The organism is Palleronia aestuarii (assembly GCF_003253995.1).
Classification (GTDB): Bacteria; Pseudomonadota; Alphaproteobacteria; order Rhodobacterales; family Rhodobacteraceae; genus Palleronia; species Palleronia aestuarii.
Window position 1 is genome coordinate 91566 of the sequence record NZ_QKZL01000002.1, and the last position, 22653, is coordinate 114218.

22 protein-coding genes are annotated in these 22653 nt (G+C 68.7%); 9 read left to right on the forward strand and 13 right to left on the reverse strand.

Annotated elements, in window-relative coordinates; translation table 11 throughout:
* The first annotated feature begins 9 nt into the window (after positions 1–9).
* Positions 10–594, forward strand: coding sequence for a transglycosylase SLT domain-containing protein (locus tag LX81_RS02590; protein WP_111535735.1), 585 nt, complete (start codon positions 10–12; stop codon positions 592–594).
* Between the two features lie 9 nt (positions 595–603).
* Here the strand turns inward: LX81_RS02590 and LX81_RS02595 are convergent, their stop codons facing one another.
* Positions 604–1212: a LolA family protein gene (locus tag LX81_RS02595; protein WP_111535736.1), complete on the reverse strand. Its 609-nt coding sequence runs from the start codon at positions 1210–1212 to the stop codon at positions 604–606.
* Positions 1213–1381: 169 nt separating this feature from the next.
* On the opposite strand from LX81_RS02595, the gene dps reads away from it, so the two are divergent.
* Positions 1382–1888 carry a DNA starvation/stationary phase protection protein Dps gene (gene dps / locus LX81_RS02600; RefSeq protein WP_111535737.1) on the forward strand — a complete coding sequence of 169 codons (507 nt, stop codon included), beginning with the start codon at positions 1382–1384 and terminating at the stop codon, positions 1886–1888.
* Positions 1889–1981: 93 nt separating this feature from the next.
* On the opposite strand, the gene LX81_RS02605 is transcribed toward dps, so the two are convergent.
* The 3 genes from LX81_RS02605 to LX81_RS02615 form a co-directional block, all read right to left on the reverse strand.
* Positions 1982–4711 carry a DNA translocase FtsK gene (locus LX81_RS02605; protein ID WP_111535738.1) on the reverse strand — a complete coding sequence of 910 codons (2730 nt, stop codon included), beginning with the start codon at positions 4709–4711 and terminating at the stop codon, positions 1982–1984.
* Positions 4712–4724: 13 nt separating this feature from the next.
* Positions 4725–5894 (reverse strand): aminotransferase class I/II-fold pyridoxal phosphate-dependent enzyme, encoded by a 1170-nt coding sequence (locus LX81_RS02610; RefSeq protein WP_111536011.1) that lies wholly within the window; start codon positions 5892–5894, stop codon positions 4725–4727.
* A 117-nt stretch (positions 5895–6011) separates the two neighbouring features.
* Entirely contained in the window at positions 6012–7340 is a 1329-nt protein-coding gene (locus tag LX81_RS02615; protein ID WP_111535739.1) for an amidase, read from the reverse strand.
* A 47-nt stretch (positions 7341–7387) separates the two neighbouring features.
* On the opposite strand from LX81_RS02615, the gene LX81_RS02620 reads away from it, so the two are divergent.
* A complete protein-coding gene (locus LX81_RS02620; RefSeq protein WP_111535740.1) occupies positions 7388–8644 on the forward strand; it encodes an FAD-dependent monooxygenase in 1257 nt (418 codons plus the stop codon).
* Here the strand turns inward: LX81_RS02620 and LX81_RS02625 are convergent, their stop codons facing one another.
* The 5 genes from LX81_RS02625 to LX81_RS02645 form a co-directional block, all read right to left on the reverse strand.
* On the reverse strand, positions 8645–8824 hold the full coding sequence (locus tag LX81_RS02625) for a Trm112 family protein (protein WP_111535741.1): 180 nt from the start codon (positions 8822–8824) through the stop codon (positions 8645–8647).
* Positions 8821–9468, reverse strand: coding sequence for an LON peptidase substrate-binding domain-containing protein (locus LX81_RS02630; protein ID WP_111535742.1), 648 nt, complete (start codon positions 9466–9468; stop codon positions 8821–8823). Before LX81_RS02630 ends, LX81_RS02625 begins: the two co-directional genes overlap by 4 nt.
* 26 nt (positions 9469–9494) lie before the next feature.
* A complete protein-coding gene (gene trxA / locus LX81_RS02635) occupies positions 9495–10415 on the reverse strand; it encodes a thioredoxin (protein WP_111535743.1) in 921 nt (306 codons plus the stop codon).
* Between the two features lie 73 nt (positions 10416–10488).
* Positions 10489–11277, reverse strand: a complete 789-nt coding sequence (locus LX81_RS02640) for an exodeoxyribonuclease III (protein WP_111535744.1) — start codon at positions 11275–11277, stop codon at positions 10489–10491.
* Positions 11278–11559: 282 nt separating this feature from the next.
* Entirely contained in the window at positions 11560–12246 is a 687-nt protein-coding gene (locus LX81_RS02645; protein ID WP_111535745.1) for a response regulator transcription factor, read from the reverse strand.
* Between the two features lie 139 nt (positions 12247–12385).
* Between LX81_RS02645 and ribA the strand changes: the two genes are divergently transcribed.
* The gene (gene ribA, locus LX81_RS02650) at positions 12386–13462 is read left to right on the forward strand and encodes a GTP cyclohydrolase II (RefSeq protein WP_111535746.1); all 1077 of its coding nucleotides are present in this window, start codon (positions 12386–12388) and stop codon (positions 13460–13462) included.
* Positions 13459–13962, forward strand: coding sequence for a L,D-transpeptidase family protein (locus tag LX81_RS02655; protein WP_111535747.1), 504 nt, complete (start codon positions 13459–13461; stop codon positions 13960–13962). The genes ribA and LX81_RS02655 overlap by 4 nt, the downstream gene beginning before the upstream one ends.
* On the opposite strand, the gene LX81_RS02660 is transcribed toward LX81_RS02655, so the two are convergent.
* The 3 genes from LX81_RS02660 to LX81_RS02670 form a co-directional block, all read right to left on the reverse strand.
* Positions 13959–14612 carry a YggS family pyridoxal phosphate-dependent enzyme gene (locus LX81_RS02660; protein ID WP_111535748.1) on the reverse strand — a complete coding sequence of 218 codons (654 nt, stop codon included), beginning with the start codon at positions 14610–14612 and terminating at the stop codon, positions 13959–13961. The two genes, LX81_RS02655 and LX81_RS02660, sit on opposite strands and share 4 nt — an antisense overlap.
* A 95-nt stretch (positions 14613–14707) precedes the next feature.
* Entirely contained in the window at positions 14708–15826 is a 1119-nt protein-coding gene (locus LX81_RS02665; RefSeq protein WP_170133830.1) for a porin, read from the reverse strand.
* Positions 15827–16088: 262 nt separating this feature from the next.
* Positions 16089–16346 carry a hypothetical protein gene (locus LX81_RS02670; protein WP_111535750.1) on the reverse strand — a complete coding sequence of 86 codons (258 nt, stop codon included), beginning with the start codon at positions 16344–16346 and terminating at the stop codon, positions 16089–16091.
* Between the two features lie 267 nt (positions 16347–16613).
* Here LX81_RS02670 and LX81_RS02675 point away from each other — a divergent pair, with 267 nt between their 5' ends.
* Complete coding sequence (locus LX81_RS02675; protein WP_111536012.1) at positions 16614–17111, forward strand: DUF3576 domain-containing protein; 498 nt, start codon at positions 16614–16616, stop codon at positions 17109–17111.
* Here the strand turns inward: LX81_RS02675 and LX81_RS02680 are convergent.
* Positions 17108–18346, reverse strand: coding sequence for a glycosyltransferase (locus LX81_RS02680; protein WP_111535751.1), 1239 nt, complete (start codon positions 18344–18346; stop codon positions 17108–17110). The two genes, LX81_RS02675 and LX81_RS02680, sit on opposite strands and share 4 nt — an antisense overlap.
* A gap of 134 nt (positions 18347–18480) precedes the next feature.
* Here LX81_RS02680 and leuS point away from each other — a divergent pair, with 134 nt between their 5' ends.
* The 3 genes from leuS to LX81_RS02695 are packed head-to-tail and all read left to right on the forward strand — an operon-like array spanning position 18481 to position 22533.
* The gene (gene leuS / locus LX81_RS02685) at positions 18481–21024 is read left to right on the forward strand and encodes a leucine--tRNA ligase (protein WP_111535752.1); all 2544 of its coding nucleotides are present in this window, start codon (positions 18481–18483) and stop codon (positions 21022–21024) included.
* Entirely contained in the window at positions 21011–21514 is a 504-nt protein-coding gene (lptE, locus tag LX81_RS02690) for an LPS assembly lipoprotein LptE (RefSeq protein ID WP_111535753.1), read from the forward strand. Before leuS ends, lptE begins: the two co-directional genes overlap by 14 nt.
* Positions 21511–22533, forward strand: a complete 1023-nt coding sequence (locus tag LX81_RS02695) for a DNA polymerase III subunit delta (protein WP_111535754.1) — start codon at positions 21511–21513, stop codon at positions 22531–22533. The genes lptE and LX81_RS02695 overlap by 4 nt, the downstream gene beginning before the upstream one ends.
* Positions 22534–22653: the final 120 nt, after the last annotated feature.

Sequence of the window (22653 nt, forward strand, 5' to 3'; positions counted from 1 at the left end):
GGCAGGCAGATGAGCAGAAAAATCCGCGCCCTCGTTCTCATGCTGTTCGTCGCCGGGTGCGGCAGCAGTGAACGCACGGCGCCTACCAACCTCGAGAATGCATGCGAGATCGTCAGCGAACGGCCGCATTACCTCTCCGCCATGCGGCGGACGGAACGGCGCTGGGGTATCCCGATCGCCGTGCAGATGGCGACGATCCACCAGGAATCGAAATTCATCGGCAATGCGCGGACACCGCACCGCTTCGCGCTCGGGATCATCCCGATGGGGCGACAGAGCTCGGCCTACGGCTATTCCCAGGCGCTCGACGGGACCTGGGACGAGTACGTGGCGGAGACCGGCAACCGCCGTGCCAAGCGCGACCGGATCCGCGACGCCACTGACTTCATGGGCTGGTACATGGACGCGTCAACGCGTCGTCTCGGCATCCCGCGCACGGATGCCCGCAACCAGTACCTTGCCTATCACGAGGGGCGGACGGGTTTTGCCCGCGGCAGCCACGCGGCGAAACCCTGGCTCATGACGGTGTCGAACAACGTGGCGTCGCGCGCCGTGCTCTACGACGCGCAACTGCGCTCCTGCCGCAAGATCTGAACGCGGCATCTAGCCGCGGCGGGCGATCTCCGACTGGATGGAGAAGTAGCGCGACGGGAACGACCCGCCCGTCTTCAGATCACCGAGGACCACGGTCGTCCGGCTGCCCGAGCCGTCCGTGATCACCCATTGCCGAAGCTCGATCGGGTTCGCGGTGAAGACGAGCTCGATCTGTCCGTATTGAGGATTGGCCGGATCCTGTGCGGTGACAACCGTCTTCACACCGTTCTGGCGGTGACCCACCACCATGTTGCGCTGTCCGAGATTCACGTTGCGCTCGAGGATGATGCTGAGCGGCGTCCTCGACAGGGGGTATTGCTCGGGCCGCGACGTGTTCGATTTCGCGTCGAACACGGCCACCTGCCCGCCGCCCGCCATGACGAGCGTCCTGTCGGGCGCGGCGTAGTCGAACCGGATCCGCCCCGGCCGCTGGATGTAGATCTTGCCGGTCGAGATCGTCCCGTCGGGATTGATCTGCGTGAAGTCCGCTTCCGCGGTCTGCATGGCATTGAGATACGAGGACAGCGCATCGAGCGAGATCGGCGCCGCGTGCGCCGGCGCGCCGGAGAGGAACGCCGCGGCGGCGGCTCCGGCGAGGAGGGTTCTGCGGGTCGGCATGCGTGATGATCCTTCGGCTGCTTCGGGGCCCATATAGGGACACCGAACCCGAATTCCCATCGTCAGGCGATAACGGCCCTCTGCTAGGCGATGGAACCCTACGCGGCGCGCATGGTTTCAGGGACGCAACGAGGTCGAAAGGCCTCGCAGAGTTTCCAAGGAGATTTTCATGTCCGAAGTAGAACCTTTCGTCGCCGGCCTGAACGACAATACCCGCCACAAGGTCGTCGACCTTCTCAACGATCGCCTTGCCGACACGATTTCGCTGACCCTCGCGGTCAAGCAGGCGCACTGGAATCTGAAGGGTCCGGGCTTCATCGGCGTGCACGAACTGCTCGACGACGTGGCCGACAGGCTTCGCGAAAGCTCCGACCTGATCGCCGAACGCGCCGCGATCCTCGGTGGCTTCGCGCGCGGAACGACGGAAGTCGTTGCGCAGAAGACGACGATGGCCGCCTACCCAGTCGAGGAGCACGACATCCAGGTCCATATCGAGGCGCTGCGCGAGCGCTTCGTCGATGTGGGTCAAAAGATCCGCGCCGCGATCGAGGAAGCGGGCGAGGCCGGCGACGACGACACGGAGGACCTCTTCACCGAGGTGAGCCGGCAGATCGACAAGGACGCCTGGTTCATCGCCGCCAATGCGCCCCTCAAGGGCAACGCCCAGACCGCCTGAGGGCGTTGCGGCCCGGCGCCCGCGTCGGAGCCGCGCCTCGGCAAATCCGAACCAATCGAGGCCCGCCGCGATCCCCCGCGGCGGGCTTTCGCGTCATTGCGGCTCGGGAACCAGCACTTCGCGCTTGCCCACGTGGTTGGCCGAAGAGACCACGCCCTGATCCTCCATCTGCTCCACGAGCCGCGCGGCCTTGTTGTAGCCGATGGCGAGCTTCCTCTGGATGTAGGAGGTGGAGCACTTGCGGTCCCTGATGGCGATCGCGACCGCCTGGTCGTAGAGCGCATCCTCCCCGTCGCTCCCGGAATTGCCAAGGCCGAGGACCGCGTCGATATCCGATCCCTTCTCCTCGTCCGGCCCCTCGACCACGCCCGAAAGGTATTCGGGCGGCCCGAAGGACTTCAGGTGGCGCACCACGTCCTCGACCTCTTCGTCGGAGCAGAAGGGTCCGTGGACACGGGTGATCTTCGAGCCGCCCGCCATGTAGAGCATGTCGCCCATCCCGAGAAGCTGCTCCGCCCCCTGCTCGCCCAGGATGGTCCGGCTGTCGATCTTCGACGTGACCGCAAAGCTGATCCGCGTGGGGAAGTTGGCCTTGATCGTGCCGGTGATGACGTCGACCGAAGGCCGCTGCGTCGCCATGATGAGGTGGATTCCGCTCGCCCGCGCCATCTGCGCAAGCCGTTGGATGCAGGCCTCGATCTCCTTGCCCGCTACCATCATCAGGTCGGCCATCTCGTCCACGACGACGACGATGAAGGGCAGCAGCTCGGGCTGCATCTCCTCGGTCTCGAAGATCGGATCGCCGGTCTCGTCGTCGAAGCCGGTCTGCACCGTCCGCTCGAACATCTCGTTCTTCGACAGCGCGTCGCGGACGCGGGAATTGTAGCCCTCGATGTTCCGCACGCCCATCTTCGACATCTTGCGGTAGCGGTCCTCCATCTCGCCCACGACCCACTTAAGCGCGACGACCGCCTTCTTCGGATCGGTCACAACGGGCGACAGGAGATGCGGGATGCCGTCGTAGACGCTGAGTTCCAGCATCTTCGGATCGATCATGATGAGCCGGCATTCCTCCGGCGTCAGGCGATAGAGGAGCGACAGGATCATCGTGTTGATCGCCACCGACTTGCCCGACCCGGTCGTTCCCGCGATCAGCAGGTGGGGCATCTTCGCGAGGTTCGCGACAACCGGATCGCCGCCGATATCCTTGCCGAGCGCGAGCGGCAGCTGCAGCTTCGCGTCGCCATAGGAGCGCGCAGTGAGGATCTCGCGCAGCACGCACATCTCGCGGTTATCATTGGGCAGCTCGATCCCGATGACGCTGCGCCCCGGCACGGTGGAGACGCGCGCGGATAGCGCCGACATCGACCGCGCGATGTCGTCGGCAAGCCCGATCACCCGGCTGGCTTTCAGACCCGGCGCGGGCTCGAGTTCGTACATGGTGACGACGGGGCCGGGGCGGACGGAGACGATCTCCCCCTTCACGCCGTAATCCTCGAGCACGCTTTCGAGCGTGCGGGCATTCTCCTCGAGCGCTTCGTCGCCGAGATGGTAGCGGGTCACCGTGTCGGGGCTCGCGAGGAGGTCGAGCGGCGGGTAATCGTAGGCGCCTTCCGACGCGCCGGTCTTGCGCGGGGCCGCCTCGCGCTGCGGCGCGGGACGGGCAGCCACGGGCTTGCGCTCCTTCTGGGCGGCGAAGTTGGGCGTGGCCCGCGGCGTCGGCGCCGCGATATCCGGATCGGGCGACGCGGCCTCGGGCTCTTCGAGGAACGGCTCGGCCTCGTCCACGAGCATCTCCTCCTCCGGTTCCGGGAACAGTCGCGCCTGGTGCTCCGCCTCGATCTCGGCGGGGCGCGTGCGTCGCAGCGGCGGTTCGGTGCGGGCCACAAGCGGCTGGGGCGTGGCCCCGCCGGCGCGCATCCGCGACTTCACCGCGTCCGCGATCCGCGTTGCGATCCGCGCGTCGTCATCCTCGAAGACCGGATCGAGATCGGCCAGGGGCTCGGGCTCCGCCCCGCGACGGGCGAAGAGCCGCGGCAAGCCGACACGGGGAGCGCGCCCCGCTACCGGGTCCTCGATCTCGGCCCCGGAGACGCCCGCGATCTCTTCCTGCCGCGCGGCACGGTCGCGGTAGCTCGAGGCCGCCATCGACACGCCGCGCCCGACCCCCTGCCGGCCCCGCGCGGCCGCCCCGAGGAGCCCCGCATAGCACCGCACCGTCCCGCGCAGCATCCAGAGCCCGAGCGCCTTCAATTCGGCCTGCGAGAAGCCGAGGACGAAGAGCCACATCGCCACAGTGGCCGCCATCAGCGCGAGCGCGGTGAGCTTCATGCCCACGGGCCCCGTCACCGAAAGGATGCCGAGGATCGCGCCCAGCGCCGTGTCGCCGAAATTGCCCCCCATTCCGAAGCTCTGCGTCCAGGTCGCGGTGGGCAGATGCGTGGAGGCGTAGGTGGACAGGAGCGCAATCGCGATCGGCACGAAGATGACGCGACGCGTCATCCGGTCCGCGCCCTGGTGGAGCACGAAGCGCATCCCCAGCGCGGCGAAGGCCACCGGAACGCCCCATGCACCCCATCCCACGATGAAGAAGAGCGGCGAGGCGAGCGAGGCGCCGAGGCGGCCCAGCGCGTTCTGGGCCGGGCGCGAGGTGGCGTTGAGCCAGCTCGGATCGTCGGGCGTGTAGGTCGCGAGCATCAGCGCGGCGGCGAACCCGATCCCCAGGAGCACCAATCCCAGCAATTCCTTGCTGCGCCGTTCGAGCGCGGCCTGCGTCTTGCTGTCGAAAAGCGGATCGCGGGTCCGGGATTGATACGATGCCATGCTGTCCTCTTTCTCACCTGTAGATGCAGTCGCGGACTTGCTCGAGTCCGCGCCGCATTTCTTCTTCGTCCGCCACCAGCGCGAGGCGGATATACCCGTGCCCCGGATTCGTCCCGTCCACCTCCCGCGAGAGATACGCGCCGGGCAGCACCCGCACTCCCGTTTCGCGCCAGAGCCTGAGCGCCGCCGCCTCCCCGTCCTCGACCGGCAACCAGAGAAAGAACCCGGCCTCCGGCGCGGTGCAGCCGGGAACGTCCGCGAAGACGTCGTCCACGATGTCGAACTTCGCGGCGTAGCGGACCCGGCTCGCCTCCACATGCGCCTCCTCGCGCCAGGCGCGCTCCGACACCGCCTGCAGCGGCAGCGGCAGCGGCGCCCCGGAATAGGCGCGAAGCTGCTTGATCCGCGCGATGCTCCGCGGCCCGCCCGCGACGAAGCCCGACCGCAGCCCCGGCAGGTTCGAGCGTTTAGACAGCGAGTGGAACACGAGGACCCGCTCCGGATCGGCCCCGACCTCCTGCGCCACCTCGAGCGCGCCCACGGGCGGCATCCGGCGATAGATCTCGGAATAGCATTCGTCGGCGAAGATGCGGAAATCGTGCCGCTCCGCGAGGTTCAGGAGATCGCGCCAGTACGCCCGATCCGCCACGGCGCCCTGCGGGTTCGAGGGTGAGCAGATATAGGCGATGGACGTACGGTCGAGCACCTCGCCGGGCAGCGACCCGTAATCGGGGAGGAACCCCGTCGCCTCGGTCGCGGGGACGTAGACGGGCCGCGCCGCCATGGCGAGAGCCGCCACGGCATAGACCTGGTAGAACGGATTGGGCGTCAGCACGTTCGGCCCGCCCTCGGGGCAGAGCGCGACGGCGGCGTTGAAGAGCCCCTCCCGCGTGCCGTTGAGCGTCGAGAGCTGCGTTCCGGGGTCGATCTCCGCGCCATAGCGGCGCCCGAGCCAGCCCGCGATCGCCTCCTTCAGCCCCTCGGTGCCGTCATTCGGGGGGTAGCGTCCGAAATCGGCCGCGTTCTCCGCGATCACGTCGGCGACCCAGGACGGCGGCGCATGGCGCGGCTCGCCGATCGTCATGTGGATCGTCTCGCCCCCGGGGGCATGCGCGTCGAGAAGGCTCCGCAGACGCGGAAACGCATAGGCCGGGAGGCTCTGGAACCGCTCGGGATACTGCATCATGTGCCTCGAAGCAGGGGTCTTTCGCCCCGTTTGTGAGAGAGGCTAGCGCGGGGGCCGCCCCCGCGTCCAGCCATTCCGCGCCCGGACGGGGTCACGCGCCCCGCCCTGTTGCGCTCAGGCCAAGGCCCGTTCCGCCGCCCGGCCGAGCCGCAGGAGCCGCGCCTCGCTTCCCGCCGGCGTCTGCAGCAGGCATCCGACCGACGGCGTGCCCGTGGGCAAGGTCAGCCCGGTAAGCCCCAGGTAGTTTCCGATCCGGGTATTTCTCAGCGTCATCAGGTTCCTGGAGACGAAGTAATCCTCCTCCGTCTCGAGCCGGTGCCGGTTCGGCGGCAGGATGGGGCAGGTTGGCAGGATCACGGCGTCGAAGCCCGCGGCGGCCGCATGATAGGCCTCGCGGCATTCGTCGATCACCCGCCAGGCGGCAAGGTAGTCGGGGGCGCTCACGTCGCGCCCTCCGCGAAAGCGCTCGCGGACCGGCGGGTACATGACCTCTGGCCGCGCCTCGATCGTGTCGCGCCAGACCGCATAGGCCTCCGCCGCGAAGACGATCGAGCTCTGCGCCACGGCCCGGGCGACCGCCGGGATCTCGCGCCATTCGATCACCGCCCCCGCACCGCGAAGTCGCTCGACGGCGGCGCGGTAACCCTGATCGACGGCCGGATCGAGATCTTCCATCGCCACCGTCTCGAGGGCGAGGAAACGCCTGCCCTCGATTGACGCGCCCTCGAGGTCCGGCGCCGTCCGGCCCGCCATCGCGGCCCAGAAGAGGCTCGCATCCTCCACGTTCCGCGCGAGGGGGCCGAGCGTGTCGAAACGTGGGCAGAGCGGCACCACGCCCTCCATCGGCAGCGCCCCCGGCCCGGTCTTGAGACCGACGAGGTCGTTCCACGCGGCCGGCGCCCGTATCGACCCCCCGGTATCCGATCCCGTCGCCGCCGCCGCGAGACCGAAGCCCACCGAGGTCGCGGCGCCGGAGGACGACCCGCCCGAAACCGCCTCTTCGTCGTTCACGCATGGCGGCGAACCCGTCATGGGGTTGAGCCCGATGCCGGAGAAGGCGAGCTCCGTCATGTGCGTCTTGCCGAGACAGACGAGCCCCGCTTCCGTCGCGTTCCTGAGAACCGTCGCGTCGTGTGCGGGCACGCGGCCCTCGAGAAGACGGCTCCCCGCCTCCGTCGCCACGCCCGCGCTGTCGAAGAGGTCCTTCCAGGAGACCGGCACGCCATCGAGCGGAGAGCGCCGCCGCCCCGCTTTCGCGCGCCCGGCCGCGGCCCGCGCCTCGGCCCGTGCGCGTTCGGGCGTGGTGCGGGCATAGATTCGCGGCGAAAGCGCGTGCGCCTCGATCGCGTCGAGAAAGGTCTCGGTCAGCGCGACCGGGTCGATCTCCCCCGATCCGATCCCGCGGCTGAGATCGCCCGCGCTCATCCACCGCCAGTCTTCCATGCCAAGCCCCCGTGCCAGTTCCATCCGTCCTAGACGCAGGCCCGCGCATGGACAATGCCCGCCCGCGCGCCATACTCCGCCCCATGGATCATGACGTCATCATCGCCGGCGGCGGGCTCAACGGATCGACCATGGCGCTCGCCCTCGCGGGCGCGGGCCTCGACGTGGCGCTCGTCGACCCCGCCCCCGTGGCCATCCGCGCGGCGCCGGGTTTCGACGGGCGCAGCTATGCCCTCTCCGTGGGGTCGCGGAACCTCCTGCGCGCGCTCGGTCTTTGGGACACGCTCGCGCCCGACGCCCAGCCGATCCTCGAGATCAAGGTGAGCGACGGGCGCGCGGGCGAGGGCCCCTCCCCGTTCGTGCTCGAATTCGACCATGCGGAGATCGAGGAAGGCCCGATGGGCCACATGGTCGAGGACCGCCACCTGCGCCCCGCCCTCCTCAATGCGCTGGAGGCCGCTCCCCGCGTCACCGCGATCGCCGGGCGCCGCGTGACCGCGCAGGATGCCGGGCCCGCCGGGATCGAGGTCACGCTCGACGATGGCACGGCGCTCACGGCCCGGCTTCTCGTCGGCTGCGACGGCCGCGGGTCTCAGACCGGACGCCGCGCGGGGATCCGGCGCACGGGATGGGAATACGGGCAGAACGCGCTCGTCGCGGCCATCGCGCACGAAAAGCCCCATCGCGGCGTCGCGCATCAGTTCTTCATGCCCGAGGGACCGCTCGCCATCCTGCCCCTGAGAGAGAACCGCGCCTCCATCGTCTGGACGGAGCGGACAGCCCGCGCGGCCGCCCTCACCGCCCTGCCGGAGGCCGCCTATCTCGACATCCTGCGGCCGCGCTTCGGCGACTTCCTGGGCGACATCTCGCTCGCGGGCGCGCGCTACACCTATCCGCTGGCGCTGAGCCTCGCCAACCGCTTCGCCGCGCCGCGCGTGGCGCTGGCGGGCGACGCAGCGCATGCCGTCCACCCGATCGCGGGGCAGGGTCTCAACGCAGGTCTCAAGGACGTCGCGAGCCTCGCGGAGGTGGTGGCGGACGCGCAGAGGCGGGGAGAGGATATCGGGCGGATCGACGTGCTCGAACGCTACGATCGCTGGCGGCGGTTCGATGCGACCGCGCTTGCGATGGCGACCGACGGGTTCAACCGGCTCTTCTCGAACGACAATCCGCTCCTACGCGCGGGGCGCGACCTCGGGCTCGGTCTCGTCAACCGGCTGCCGCGCCTGCGCCGCAGCTTCGTGCGGGAAGCGGCGGGCCTGACCGGGGACCGGCCGCGTCTCCTGCGCGGCCTGCCGCTCTGATCACTCGATCTTGCGTGCCTCGTCGACGAGCATCACCGGGATGCCGCCGCGGATAGGGAAGGCCAGATGCGCAGCCTTCGAGATGAGTTCCTGCCGCTCCGCATCGTAGGTCAGGACGGCATGGGTCTCTGGGCAGACGAGCGCCTCAAGCATCTTGCGGTCGAATTCCGCGCCACTCATTGCATCCGCTCCTCGCCTTGCTGGCCGCCACGAAGCGCGAACTCGATAAGCGTGACGAGCGTCTCGCGCCGCGTCGACAGCGTCGGCGCCTCGAGAAGCGCCTGCTTGTCCTCGAGATCGAACGGGCAGAGCATCGACAGCGCGTTGATGAGAAGCTCGTCCTCCGCCTCGCCGAGCGCATCCCAGTCGGTCTTGAGTTCCTCCGCGTCGAAGTAGCGCGTCAGCAGCTTCATAAAATAGTCCCGGTCGAGCCCGTCATCCTTCTCGGCGGCACCGAGGTCGCGCTCGAATCCGTCCCAGGAGACATCGCATTTCACGTACGGGCAGAACCCCTCGACCTGTCGCGAGACGCGGAACCGCGATACGCCCGAAAGCGTGATCATGTAGCGCCCGTCCTCGGTCTCGGAAAATTGCGAGAGCCGCCCGGCGCAGCCGATCGAATGAAGCCGCGCCTCCGCGCCCTCGGGCACCTCGCGCGGCTGGATCATTCCCATCAGTCGATGCGAGGTCTTCATGCAATCCTCGATCATCGCGAGATAGCGCGGCTCGAAGATATGCAGGGGCAACCGTCCCCGCGGCAACAAGAGGGCCCGCGGCAGCGGGAAGACGGGGATCGTGCTTGGTAGATCGGCAGGTGAAAACATGGCCCTAAGGTAGGCCGGTACCGAGGTCAGGCAAATATCATCGACGACAGGCGCCGCCGGCCCTTGAGCGCCACCGGATCCTGCGGCGGCAGCGCGTCGAAGATGGTCAGAAGTTGCGCACGCGCCGCGCCCTCGTTCCATTCCCGGTCCCGCCGGAAGAGCTCCAGAAGCTCGTCCACCGCCGCCTCCGTCTGCTGATGGGCCTGCAGCGATTGCGCAAGCTCGAACCGCGCCGCGTGGTCGTTCGGGTCGGCCTCGACCTTGGCGCGCAACTCGTCCACCGGCCCCGCATTGGCCGCCTGCTTCGCGAGTTCGAGCTGCGCATGCGCCGCCTCGAGCTCGGGGGCGTGGGAGATCGCGGCATCGGCACCGTTCAGGATCGCCTCGGCCTGATCCAGATCGCCCGCGGCGATATGGGCGCGGACGAGCCCGCCATAGGCCGACGCGTTGTCCGGTGCCTCCCCGAGGATCGCGGAGAAGACCTGCGCGGCATCGGCGGCTGCGCCCTGCTCCAGCATCTCCTCGGCCGCGGCGAGCGCATCGGCGAGCCCGTCGCCTCCCGCGGCGCCCCCGTCCGACTGCGCGACGAGCCGGTCGACGAAGGCCGTGATCTCGGATTGCGGCACCGCGCCCTGGAAGCCGTCCACCGGCTGACCCTTGTAGAAGGCATAGACGGTCGGGATCGACTGGATGCGAAGCTGCTGCGCGATCGCCTGCGCCTCGTCCACGTTGATCTTGACCATCTTCACCGCGCCCTTGGCGGCGGTCACGGCCTGCTCCAGCATCGGCCCGAGCGTCTTGCACGGCCCACACCAGGGCGCCCAGAAATCGACGATGACCGGAACGCTCTGGCTCGCCTCGACGACATCGGCCATGAAGGTGGCCTCGCTGCCATCCTTGACGAGATCGCCCGCAGGCGCCGTGGTCTTCTGTCCCAGTTCCAGCATGTGCCTCTCCGCGTTCCCGGTTTCGCCCCGTTAGATGGAGCACGGCCCCGTGAGTTGCAAGGTCGCGGGCGTCTCAGAGATCGAAGGTCGCCATCACCGGCGCATGATCCGACGGCCCCTCCCACCCGCGCACCTCGCGCAGGATCCGGCTCGAATGCGCCGCCCCCGCGATGTCGGGCGTGGCCCAGACATGGTCGAGCCGCCGGCCCTTGTCGGCCGCGTCCCAGTCAGGCGAGCGGTAGGACCACCAGGAATAGAGCTGTCCCTCGGGTATGTCGGCCCGCGTCACGTCGACCCAGCCCCCCGCCTCCTGCGTCTCGGCGAGATGCGCGACCTCGACGGGCGTGTGCGACACGACCTTCAGGAGCTGCTTGTGCGACCAGACGTCGTCCTCGCGCGGCGCGATGTTGAGATCGCCGACGAGGATCGCCCGCTCGGGACGCTCCGCGTGGAAGGCATCGCGCATCGCGGTGAGGTAGTCGAGCTTCTGCCCGAACTTCACGTTCACCTCCCGGTCCGGTTTGTCGCCGCCCGCGGGCACGTAGTAATTGTGGATCACCACCCCGTTCTCGAGCCGCCCGGCGATGTGGCGCGCGTGGCCGAGATCCACGTGATCGTTCGCCCCCACCTCCGCGATCGGGCGCTTCGACAGGATCGCCACGCCGTTATAGCCCTTCTGCCCCCGCGCGATCATGTGCGGGTAGCCCAGCGCCGCGAAGCCCTCGCGCGGGATCTTCTCGACCGGCGACTTGCATTCCTGCAGGCACAGGATGTCCGGGCCTTCCGCCTCGAGAAAGCGCAGGACCAGCGCCTCGCGCAGGCGGACGGAATTGATGTTCCATGTGGCGAGGGTGAAGGGCATCCGGTCTCCTTTCGCTAGGGGGCCCTCATACCGCCCCGCGCGGAAAAGAAAAGTCGCGCGGCGGAACGCGCTCCCCCAACCCTTCGCATTTCCCGAGATGGAGCCGCCGGGAAAGTCAGATCCCGAGACATGTCACCGACCTCGCCACAGGCCTCACGCCCGCGGTCGTGCTCGCGCGAGACACCAGTCGACGAGTCGATGTCGTGATCCACGCGGCGCCGGAAAGCGGCACCGCGCTCGACGTGACGTTCCAGGCGACGCTCGACCGTCTGGACCGAGCGTTCAGACGGCGAGCCGGTAGCCGCCCGATTCCGTCACGAGAAGCCGCGCGTGGGAGGGATCGGGTTCGATCTTCTGGCGCAGCCGGTAGATGTGGGTCTCGAGCGTGTGGGTCGTGACGCCCGCATTGTAGCCCCAGACCTCGTGCAGCAGCACGTCGCGCGCCACCACGTTCTCGGAGGCGCGGTAGAGGAACTTGAGGATGTTCGTCTCCTTCTCCGTGAGCCGGATCTTCTTCTCGCTCTGATCGATCAGCATCTTCTGCGACGGCCGGAACGTGTAGGGCCCGAGGTGGAAGATCGCGTCCTCCGACTGCTCGTGCTGCCGCAGCTGCGCCCGGATCCGGGCGAGCAGGACCGGGAACTTGAAGGGCTTCGTGACGTAATCGTTGGCGCCCGCATCGAGGCCCAGGATCGTGTCGCTGTCGCTGTCATGGCCGGTCAGCATCACGACGGGGCATTTCACCCCCTGCTTGCGCATCAGCCGGCAGAGCTCCCGTCCGTCCATGTCGGGCAGGCCCACGTCGAGGATGACCAGATCGAAGAGGCTCCCCTTCGCCTTCTCGAGCGCATGGTTGCCCGTATCGGCCTCCAGCACGTCGAAATCCTCGGTCATCACGAGTTGCTCGCTCAGCGCCTCGCGAAGATCGTCGTCGTCGTCGACAAGCAGGATCGTCTTCAGGGAACTCATCACATCCTCCGTTTCTCGTTACCACGGGAAGATGTGACCGGCCGGGCGGAGCGGCAAGGAATGCTGCAATCCCTCACGCGCACGTGTCGGATCGGGTGGAATTGTTTCACTTCCCTACAGGCGGGGATTATGGGGAGGTATGAAATCCGACCCCCTTCCGCCCGCTCCGGACGAACTCGGCGCCCGCGCGCGCGCCGACCTCGGCGTGGGGCTGCCCGTGGCGATCACGGACGAAAACGAAGCCTGTCTCGCCGCCGCGGCGGAGCGGATCTCTCCCGCCCGGCTCGCGGCCCTGACAGCGGACGGCACGGCACAGCTCGTGCTCACGGCCCGCCGGGCGGAGACGCTTAAGATCCGCGTCTACGATAACGATCTCGTCCGCCTGCCGCTGCCACGCGATCCCGATCCGCACTGGCTCGCCGCGATGATCGACCCGGCTCGCGACCTCACGCACCCGATGAAGGGGCCCTTCGCGCCTGTCCGCGGAGGCGATCCGCGGATCCCGCGCGCCGCCCTCGCGCTCGCCCGGTCGGCCCGGATCCTGCCCGCCGGCATCGTCGCCCCCGCCGAAGCGGTGCCCGACGGGATCACCCGCATCGACGCGGCCACCCTGCTCGCGACGCCGGAGATCCATCTCGACCGGGTCGTCGCCGCCCGCCTGCCCATCGCCGCCACGACCGAGGCGAGGCTCCACGTCTTCCGGCCGCATGACGGGCGGGAGGAGCATTACGCGGTGGAGATCGGCCGCCCCGACCGCACGGCACCGGTCCTGACCCGCCTCCATTCGGCCTGCTATACCGGCGACGTTCTGGGCTCGCTCAAATGCGATTGCGGGCCGCAGCTTCACGCGGCGCTGCACCGGATGGCGGAAGCCGGCGGCGGCATCCTGCTCTATCTCAACCAGGAAGGGCGCGGGATCGGGCTGTCGAACAAGATGCGGGCCTACGCGCTGCAGGACCAGGGGTTCGATACGGTGGAGGCCAACCACCGTCTCGGCTTCGACGACGACGAACGCGACTTCCGCCTGGGCGCGGAGATCCTGCGTCTCATGAATGTCACACGGGTGCGTCTTCTGACCAACAACCCGCGCAAGATGCGGATGCTCGAAGGCAGCGGCATCGAGATCGTGGAACGCCTGCCGATCTGGGTGGGCGAGACGCCACAGAACGCCGCCTACCTTCGCATCAAGGCCACGAAATCGGGCCATATCGAGTGAGGCCCGGCCGGGCGGTCCTCACGCCCAGCGGGCTCTTGGTCGCGGGGCGATGCCTGCCCTGCACGATCGGGCGCGGAGGCGTGACCCTCCACAAACGCGAAGGCGACGGAGCGACTCCTGCAGGGCGCCTCACGGTGACGGACCTGCTCTACCGCCCCGACCGCATGGCACGCCCCGCGCCATGGGCGCGGCCGATCGGGCCCCGCGATCTCTGGTGCGACGAAAGCGATCACGCCGATTACAACCGCCCCGTCCGGGCGCCGTTCGCGGCCTCGCACGAACGGCTGCGCCGGGCCGATCCGCTCTACGACCTGGTGATCGTCACCGACTGGAACGCGGCGCCGGTCCGGGCCGGGCGCGGCTCCGCCATCTTCGTGCATCGCTGGCGACGGCGCGGCGCACCGACGGAAGGCTGCATCGCGCTTTCGGCCCCCGATCTGCGCTGGCTCGCGCGACGCTTCCCGCCGGGCACGCCGCTCGTCGTCCCGCCGCGCGGCTAGCTCGCCACGCGCTCCCCGAAGAGGGCGGAGCCGACGCGGACATGGGTGGCACCGTGGGCGATCGCCGCCTCGAAATCCGCGCTCATCCCCATCGAAAGGCCGGAAAGACCGTTCCGCTCCGCCATCTCCGCGAGCATGGTGAAATGCGACTCCGGCGGGGCGTCGATCGGCGGGATGCACATCAACCCCTGCACGGGCAGGTCGAGCCCGCGGCATTCCGCGACGAACCCGTCCACCTCGTCCGGGGCGATACCGGCCTTCTGGTCCTCCGCGCCGGTATTGACCTGCACGAAGAGCTGCGGACAGCGACCGATCTCCTGCGCGAGGCGGGCGAACGTGCGCGCGAGCTTCGGCCGGTCGAGCGTCTCGATCACGTCGAAGAGCTCCATCGCGGCCCGCGCCTTGTTCGATTGCAACGGGCCCACGAGATGCAGGCGAACCCCGTCGTACCGCTCCCGGAACGCGGGCCACTTGCCCTGCGCCTCCTGCACGCGGTTCTCGCCGAAGACCCGGTGACCGTCCTCGAGCACCGCCTCCACGCGGGGCAGCGGCTGCACCTTGCTGATGGCGACGAGCGCGACGGCGCCCGGCTCGCGGCCTGCGGCGGTCTCGGCCGCGGCGATCCTCTCGCGGATGGATTGAAGCGACATGATCGGCCCTCCTCGGGCACCAGATGAACGAGGGGCGCGCAAAAGAAAAGGGCGGGTCCGAAGACCCGCCCCCTGGAACTGGGATCCCGTGGGGATCAGAAGGACATCGCGATGCCGAAGGAGAAGCGATCGTAGTCCTCGCCGCTTTCCGGCTTGTTCTGGGCGTAGCCGCCCTGCAGCTGCGCGCCGCCGCCGAGGTCGTAGTTGGCGGTCAGGGCGTAGCCCGAGTTGTCGCCACCGTCCTCGAGTTCGAACTTGCCGTAGTTCAGAGCGACGAGAAGCGCACCGAACTCGTAGCCCGCGGCGAGGCCGAGGTGGTTGTCGAGGCCGGCGAGGTTGTCGTACTCGGAGTAGTCGAGCACACCCTGGAAGCCGTTCTCCATGGAGAAGTCGACGCTGAAGCCGTAGGCTTCGACCGCTTCGTTCTCGAACTCGACGTCGGTGATCGCGTCACCGGCCTCGTTAGTGGTGATGCTGACGATCTGGTCGTTGCCCGCACGCTGGTAGCCGACACCGACGCCGAAATCGGCGGCGCCGAAGGTACCCTGGTAACGGCCACCGACCGAGAGGACGGTGTCGTTGTCGATTTCAGCGGCCTGGGTCTCGAGGAAGGAGCCGATCTCGTTGGTGGTGAAGCCCTGGCCGTCGAAGTTGTCGAAGTCGATGAGCCCGGAGTCGGGCGCGTCGTCGATCTCGGCGGAGACGGCGACGGTGAACGCGCCGAAGGTATAGTCGTAACGAACGATCTGGCCGTCGTAGAGGCCGTCCATCTCGTTGTTGCCGGAATAGCCCAGGTGCTCGTTGTCGTCGCGCAGCGTGGCGCCGATGATCGATTCGGACAGCGCGAAGTCGTAGGCGCCGTCGGTGTCGCCCATCGTCAGCGTGCCGAGCGAGCCGGAGACGAACATCGTCGCGCCGCCATCGTCGCTGTCGTCACGGGTCGCACCGGATTCACCCAGCCCGTCATCCGCGTTGTTGTCGCCGATCTGCTCGTCAAGATCGACCGAGGCACCGAAGGTCAGACCGTTGTCGGTCTCGCCCGACATCGAGAACGTGGCGTCGATATCGGTGTGGAACTGGGTGTCGATCTCGGAACCGTCGGTGTTTTCACCACCGAAGATACCCATTTCGGCGAAACCAGAGATGTCGACATCGGCCATCGCGAAGCTCGTGGACGCGACGAGCGCCGTGGTCGCAAAAAGAATCTGTTTCATGCTTTCCCTCATGATCTTATCCCAGCCCCAGGAGTTAACGCCCCGTGGGTACAGGCTTGGAGTGCTCCGATCACGGCATCGTTTCAAGCATTGCCGCCGGACCGTCGGGTTTGGTCCGACGGATGGTGCCTTCGTGCCACAGTGAAACCTGCCGCCCGTCAGCGGGTCATGAGGGTGTCGGGAAAAGAGAAGGGCCGCCCATCGGGACGGCCCTTGCATGTCTCGTGGATGGGCCCGGCCGCGCCGGACCCTCATCGATCGATCAATCGCCGATCGCGATCGCCTCGATTTTCAGGCACTTCTGCGACTGGTCTTCGGACGACGCGGCGATCGTGATGCCCGCGACCTGCGCCATCGTCAGGGAATCGATGTCGTTCGCATCGAGGTCGCAGTCGCGCAGCGCCCGGTAGACCTTGCCGTTGAGCATGGTCATTTCCGGATCCTGCTGAGCGAAGGCGGCAGGGGCGGTGGCACTCGCGAGCATGGCGGCGGCGGCGGTAGCAGTGATGAATCGTTTCATGTCATTTCCTCTCGTCGTTCGTGTTCCGTCGGAGTGATACAACTTTAGGTGTATCAATCAACATCCGATAAGCGCCGAAGTAACGTTACGTCCAAGCGATGGGTTTCACCCCATTCGCGCACAGGAATGCACGAATCCGTGCACACCGCGTGATCTTGAAACCCGCCCGGTCCGGCCGATGGCGGGTCCGCGATGCGATGTTGCCGCGTTCCGCGCGACGCGATAGGGGTGTGGCGGATATTCCGGGGTGAAGCGGCGGAGGACATGATGCGACGATTTCCGGGCTTCCGCCTCGCCGGACCGATGCTGCTGATCGCCCTGACGAGCGCCTGCAGCTCCGGCGCGCCGTCGTCCTCCGCGGGGCCGAGCGACGCGGTCCTGCGCCAGCGGGCCAACACGCCGCTCGGCGTGCAGGACGAGCGCAGCACGATCTGGGATCTCTTCGGCGGCGCGGAGGATCAAAATCGCACCGTCGCGGTCAACAAGTACATCTGGGCCGCCGCGCAGGACGTACTCGACTTCATGCCGATCAAGACGGCCGATCCGTTCTCGGGCGTCATCGTCTACGGCTACGGCCGTCCGCCCGGCGGCGGGCAAGCCTACCGCGCCACCGTCTACGTGCAGGATCCCGCGCTCGACGCCCGGTCGCTTAATGTCGCGCTCGCGACCGCCGCGGGGCCCGTGGGCACCGACACGGCCCGCGCCATCGAGGATGCGATCCTGACCCGCGCGCGGCAGCTTCGACTGGCCGACGCCCGGCTCTAGCCCCGCGCCAGCGCCTCGATCCACGCCATCTGCCGCGGCAGGCAGACCCGCGCGAGGTCGTAATCCCGCACGATTCGCGCCCGCGCCGCGGCCCCGAGCCGGGCGCGCGCCGCCCCGTCGTCGAGAAGCTTCGACACCGCCTCCACGAGCGCTCCCGCGTCGAAGAAATCGACGAGCCGTCCGGTCTCCCCGTCCGTGATCGCTTCCCGGACCGGCCCCGTATCGCTCGCGACGATCGCCACGCCCACGCTCATCGCCTCGAGCAGGCTCCAGCTCAGGACGAACGGATAGGTCAGATAGAGATGCACGCGGGAGACCTGCAGCAGGCGGGTGAAATCGTCCCGCCCGATCCGTCCCGCGAAATGCACCCGCGCCCAGTCCGCATCGGGGATCCGCCCGCGCACCTCCCGCGTCATCACCTCCCGCCAGGTGCCGCCGCCCTCGGGCGCCGTGCCGTAGCTCACCCCGTCCTCGCCCACCACGATCACCCGCGCCAGCGGTCGGCGCGCGAGGAGCGCGGGCAGCGCGCGCATGAAGACGTGGAAGCCGCGATAGGGCTCGAGGTTGCGGTTGACGAAGGTGATCACCTCGTCGGAGCGGTCGAGCGGATCGAGACCGGCAAGCTCCAGCGACGCGGCGGGGTCGGGCGCGATCGCGTCGGTGTCGATCCCGTCATGGATCACCGTGAGCTTGCCGCGCAGATCGGGCGGATGCGCATCGGCCTGCCACCGCGTGGGCGTGATCCCCTGGTCGGCCTCCTCGAGCTGCATCCGGATCGCCATGTTCTTGAACCGCATCCGGTGGACCCGCCCGATCTCTCCCGCGCGCTGGAACTCCGGATCGAAATCCACATCCGCGCCCTCCGCCGCGTAGTAGAATTCCGAGAAGACCCCCATCCGCGCCCGGGGCCAGACCTCCCGCAGGAACAGCGCCTCCCCCCAGCCGGAATGGGCGAGGATGCAATCGGGCGCGAAGCCCCGCTCCCTCAGCGCGAGGGCCGCGCGGTAGGTGGCGGCCCCCCGGTCCACCGCCCGGTTGAGCGTCGTCATCCAGGGATGGAGTCGCGTGTCCTGCGGCACGGCGTAGCGGTAGGGCAGCACCTCCACCCCCCGCCAGACCTGCGCCTCCGCCACGCGAGAGGTGAGCGCCACGACCCGGTGCCCGGCGGCCGCGAGCGCAGGGGCGAGATGGGCGAACTGCCCCGGAAAATTCTGGTGGAGGAACAGGAACTGCATTGTCGACTCCCGGCTTTTACTCTCCCATAGCGCGAAACCGGATCGGGCTTCGAGCGGCTCCGCGTCAAAGGCGCTGGACCCCTTGGCGCGCTCTGCCTATCACGGGCCCCGATCCCAGACCGAAGGCACCTCCCATGTCCCGCTACGAGCCCCGCGAAATCGAGCCCAAATGGCAGGAGGCCTGGACCGAGGCGGGCACGTTCACCGCCACCCGCGATCCCGACCGGCCGAAATACTACGTGCTCGAGATGTTCCCCTATCCCTCGGGCAATCTCCATATCGGCCATGTCCGCAACTACGCGATGGGCGACGTCGTCGCGCGCTACAAGCGCGCCACGGGCCATTCGGTGCTGCACCCGATGGGCTGGGACGCGTTCGGTCTTCCGGCGGAGAACGCGGCGCAGGAACGCCGCGTGCATCCCGGCGACTGGACCTACGCCAACATCGCGCAGATGAAGGGGCAGTTCGCACGGCTCGGCCTCTCGCTCGACTGGTCGCGCGAATTCGCCACCTGCGATCCCGCCTATTACGGCCAGCAGCAGGCGCTCTTCATCGACTTCCTCGAAAAGGGCCTCGTCTACCGCAAGAACGCGGTGGTGAACTGGGACCCGGTGGACATGACCGTCCTCGCCAACGAGCAGGTGGAGGACGGGCGCGGCTGGCGCTCCGGCGCGCTCGTCGAGCGGCGCGAACTGACGCAGTGGTTCTTCCGCATCTCCGACTATTCCGAAGAGCTTCTCTCGGCCTTGGACGGGCTCGACGCCTGGCCCGAGAAGGTCAAGACGATGCAGAGGAACTGGATCGGCCGCTCGCAGGGCCTCCATTTCTCGTTCGGGCTGAAGGGCGCGCCCGCGGGCTTCGACACGCTTCCGGTCTACACCACCCGCCCCGACACGATGCGCGGCCCCACCTTCGCCGCCATCGCGCCAGAGCATCCGCTGGCCCGCGCGCTCGCGGCGGAAAACCCCGAGATCGCCGAGTTCTGCGCCGAATGCCGGCGCGGCGGCACGTCGGAGGAGGCGCTGGAGACGGCGGAGAAGCTGGGCTTTGACACCGGCCTCAAGGCGACCCACCCCGCCGATCCCGCCTGGGAGCTGCCGCTCTACATCGCCAATTTCGTGCTGATGGATTACGGCACCGGCGCGGTGATCGGCTGCCCCGCCCATGACCAGCGCGACCTCGACTTCGCGCGGAAATACGGCCTGCCCGTGATCGACGTGTTCGAGCCGGTGGAGGGTCCCGCGCGCCCCGAGGACCGCGCCTTCGTGCCGCCCAAGACGGAGACGGTCCGCTACGTCTGCTGGTTCGGGGAGACCGGCACCGTGCAGACCTGCCAGCAGGCGATGGACGCGACCCTCGCGCTCTTCGAGGAGCGGGGCTGGGGCGAGGCGCGGACGCAGTACCGCCTGCGCGACTGGGGCCTCAGCCGCCAGCGCTACTGGGGCTGCCCGATCCCGGTCGTCCATTGCGAGGCCTGCGGCGTGGTTCCGGAGAAGAAGGAGAACCTGCCGGTCATCCTTCCCAAGGACGTCTCCTTCGACCAGCCGGGCAACCCGCTTGACCGCCATCCGACGTGGCGCGACGTGCCCTGCCCCGCCTGCGGCGCGCCCGCGAAGCGGGAGACGGACACGATGGACACCTTCGTCGATTCCTCGTGGTACTTCGCCCGCTTCACCTCGCCCGGCGCCGACACGCCCACGCGGGCGCGCGACACCGAGTACTGGATGAACGTGGACCAGTATATCGGCGGCGTCGAGCATGCGATCCTGCACCTGCTCTACTCCCGCTTCTTCGCCCGCGCGATGGTCGCCTGTGGCCACCTGCCAGAAACCGCCGCGGAGCCGATCGACGCGCTCTTCACGCAAGGCATGGTCACGCACGAGATCTACCAGACCACCGACGCGGACGGGCGGCGCGTCTACCACCTGCCCTCCGACGTGACCGACGGCCGCCTCGCTGACGGCACGGAGGTGGAGATCATACCGTCGGCCAAGATGTCGAAGTCGAAGAAGAACGTCGTCGACCCGGTGGAGATCATCGACGCCTACGGCGCCGACACCGCGCGCTGGTTCGTGCTCTCCGACAGCCCGCCCGAACGCGACGTGGAATGGACCGCGGCGGGCGCGGAGGCGGCGGCCAAGCACCTCGGCCGCGTCTGGCGCATCGCGTCGGAGGCCTCAGACGCGCCGGAGACGGGCCGCGACGACGACGCGCTCGAGCGCGAGACGGCCCGCGCCATCCACGACGTGACGATGGGGATCGAGAGCTTCGGCTTCAACACGTCGGTCGCGCGCCTCTACGCCTTCGCCTCGGCGCTCTCGAAGTCGAAGGCGGGCCGCAAGACCCGCGTGCGCGCCGCCCGCACGCTGGCGCAGCTCATGTCGCCCATGACCCCGCATCTCGCGGAGGAGATCTGGCAGATGCTCGGCGGCGAGGGGCTGATCGCGGACGCCCCTTGGCCCCGCGCCGACGAAAGCCTCCTCGTCGACGAAAGCGTCACCCTGCCCATCCAGATCAACGGCAAGCGCCGGGCGGAGATCACCGTCCCGCGCGAGATGGCCAAGGCCGAGGTGGAGGCGCAGGCGCTCGCCACCGACGCCGTGCAAAAGGCACTCGCGGGCGGCGCGCCGAAGAAGGTGATCGTCGTCCCGGGCCGGATCGTCAATGTCGTGGTCTAGGCTCGCCCCCCTTCTCCTCCTCGCCGCCTGCGGTTTCAGCCCCGTCTACGGGCCCGGCGGCGCGGCGGAGGGGCTCTACGGGCAGATCGCCGTGGCCCCGCCCCGCGACGAGCCCGGCTATCTCTTCGTGCGCCACCTCGAGGAGCGGCTGGGCCTGCCCGACGCCCCCCTCTACCGCCTCGACGCGGAGATCGCGCTCGACGAGACGGGCCTCGGCGTCACCCCCGACCAGGAGATCACCCGGATCCAGATCGCGGGCGAGGCCACCTACACCCTCACCGACCTCGCCACCGGCGCGGTGCTGCAATCGGGCGAGGCGCGGAGCTTCACCTCCTACTCCGCCCCGGTCTTTTCCGAGCAGCGCAATTCCATCGCCGGCAACGCCGTCACCGTCCGCGCGGCCGAGAGCGACGCCGTGGAGCGGTTGATGACCATCCTGGGCGACCAGATCGTCTCCCGCCTCCTCGCCACGGCGCCGGACTGGCGGTGAAGCTCAATTCCCGCGACGCCGCCGCCTGGATCGGCAAGCCCCCGCCCGACCGCCCCGGCACCCTCCTCCACGGCACCGACGCGATGCGCGTGGCGCTGAAGCGGCAGGATCTCGTCACCGCCCTCATCGGCCCCGACGGAGAGACCGACCTCCGCCTCGTCCGCCTCTCGCCCGCCGATCTGCGCCGAGAGCGGACGATCGTGTCCGACGAGATGAAGGCGCGCGGCTTCTTCCCCGGCCCCCGCGCCCTGCTGATCGAGGAGGCGACGGCGCAGCACGCCGACCCGATCCTCGCCGCGCTGAAGGACTGGGCGCCGGGCGACGCGCATCTCGTCGTGACCGCCGGTAGCCTCAAGCCCGCCTCCGCGCTCAGGAAGGGGTTCGAGGGGCACCGCTCCGCCGCCGCCATCGCGATCTACGACGACCCCCCGGACCGTGCCGAGATCGAGGCGGCGCTGGCCCGCGCGGGCCTGACGCAGATCGCGCCCGACGCGATGCAGGCGCTGACGGCCCTGGCCCATACCGTCGATCCCGGGGATTTCCGGCAGGTGCTGGAGAAGGTCGCGCTCTACAAGCACGGCGATCCCGCGCCGCTCGAGGCAGCCGACATCGCCGCCTGCGCGCCCGTTTCCACCGATGCGAGCCTCGACGAGATTCTCGGCGTCGTGACCGACGGGAAGGCCGACCGCATCGGCCCCCTGCTCTCCCGCCTCGTGGCGCAGGGCGTCACCCCGGTCTCGCTCTGCATCGGCGCGATGCGCCACTTCCGCACCCTGCACACCGCCGCCGCCGATCCGGGCGGCGCGGGGTCCGGCATCGGCCGCCTCCGCCCCCCGGTCTACGGCCCCCGCCGCGACGCGCTTCTCCGCCAGGCCCAATCCTGGGGCGCGGAACGCCTCGGTCAGGCCCTGAGCCTCCTCGTCGAAACCGACCTAACCCTCCGCTCCTCCACCCGCGCCCCGCAGATGGCGCTGATGGAGCGGACGTTGATTAGGTTGGCGATGATGGGGCGGCGGTGAGGGGGAGGAGAGCTGTTTTTCGCCGCGGTGACAATCCAATCACCTAATAAAGTTGGAAGCCGACATATGGAGCGCGCCAATATCGGAGTTAGTTCTGCATCGCCGCATGTCCGCTTTGAG

What these genes read in the sequence shown, in the direction of transcription:
- LX81_RS02590 (WP_111535735.1), top strand. Translation starts at nt 10, where the DNA reads ATGAGCAGAAAAATCCGCGCCCTCGTTCTCATGCTGTTCGTCGCCGGG.
- LX81_RS02595 (WP_111535736.1), bottom strand. Translation starts at nt 1,212, where the DNA reads ATGCCGACCCGCAGAACCCTCCTCGCCGGAGCCGCCGCCGCGGCGTTC.
- dps (WP_111535737.1), top strand. Translation starts at nt 1,382, where the DNA reads ATGTCCGAAGTAGAACCTTTCGTCGCCGGCCTGAACGACAATACCCGC.
- LX81_RS02605 (WP_111535738.1), bottom strand. Translation starts at nt 4,711, where the DNA reads ATGGCATCGTATCAATCCCGGACCCGCGATCCGCTTTTCGACAGCAAG.
- LX81_RS02610 (WP_111536011.1), bottom strand. Translation starts at nt 5,894, where the DNA reads ATGCAGTATCCCGAGCGGTTCCAGAGCCTCCCGGCCTATGCGTTTCCG.
- LX81_RS02615 (WP_111535739.1), bottom strand. Translation starts at nt 7,340, where the DNA reads ATGGAAGACTGGCGGTGGATGAGCGCGGGCGATCTCAGCCGCGGGATC.
- LX81_RS02620 (WP_111535740.1), top strand. Translation starts at nt 7,388, where the DNA reads ATGGACAATGCCCGCCCGCGCGCCATACTCCGCCCCATGGATCATGAC.
- LX81_RS02625 (WP_111535741.1), bottom strand. Translation starts at nt 8,824, where the DNA reads ATGAGTGGCGCGGAATTCGACCGCAAGATGCTTGAGGCGCTCGTCTGC.
- LX81_RS02630 (WP_111535742.1), bottom strand. Translation starts at nt 9,468, where the DNA reads ATGTTTTCACCTGCCGATCTACCAAGCACGATCCCCGTCTTCCCGCTG.
- trxA (WP_111535743.1), bottom strand. Translation starts at nt 10,415, where the DNA reads ATGCTGGAACTGGGACAGAAGACCACGGCGCCTGCGGGCGATCTCGTC.
- LX81_RS02640 (WP_111535744.1), bottom strand. Translation starts at nt 11,277, where the DNA reads ATGCCCTTCACCCTCGCCACATGGAACATCAATTCCGTCCGCCTGCGC.
- LX81_RS02645 (WP_111535745.1), bottom strand. Translation starts at nt 12,246, where the DNA reads ATGAGTTCCCTGAAGACGATCCTGCTTGTCGACGACGACGACGATCTT.
- ribA (WP_111535746.1), top strand. Translation starts at nt 12,386, where the DNA reads ATGAAATCCGACCCCCTTCCGCCCGCTCCGGACGAACTCGGCGCCCGC.
- LX81_RS02660 (WP_111535748.1), bottom strand. Translation starts at nt 14,612, where the DNA reads ATGTCGCTTCAATCCATCCGCGAGAGGATCGCCGCGGCCGAGACCGCC.
- LX81_RS02665 (WP_170133830.1), bottom strand. Translation starts at nt 15,826, where the DNA reads ATGAAACAGATTCTTTTTGCGACCACGGCGCTCGTCGCGTCCACGAGC.
- LX81_RS02670 (WP_111535750.1), bottom strand. Translation starts at nt 16,346, where the DNA reads ATGAAACGATTCATCACTGCTACCGCCGCCGCCGCCATGCTCGCGAGT.
- LX81_RS02675 (WP_111536012.1), top strand. Translation starts at nt 16,614, where the DNA reads ATGCGACGATTTCCGGGCTTCCGCCTCGCCGGACCGATGCTGCTGATC.
- LX81_RS02680 (WP_111535751.1), bottom strand. Translation starts at nt 18,346, where the DNA reads ATGCAGTTCCTGTTCCTCCACCAGAATTTTCCGGGGCAGTTCGCCCAT.
- leuS (WP_111535752.1), top strand. Translation starts at nt 18,481, where the DNA reads ATGTCCCGCTACGAGCCCCGCGAAATCGAGCCCAAATGGCAGGAGGCC.
- lptE (WP_111535753.1), top strand. Translation starts at nt 21,011, where the DNA reads ATGTCGTGGTCTAGGCTCGCCCCCCTTCTCCTCCTCGCCGCCTGCGGT.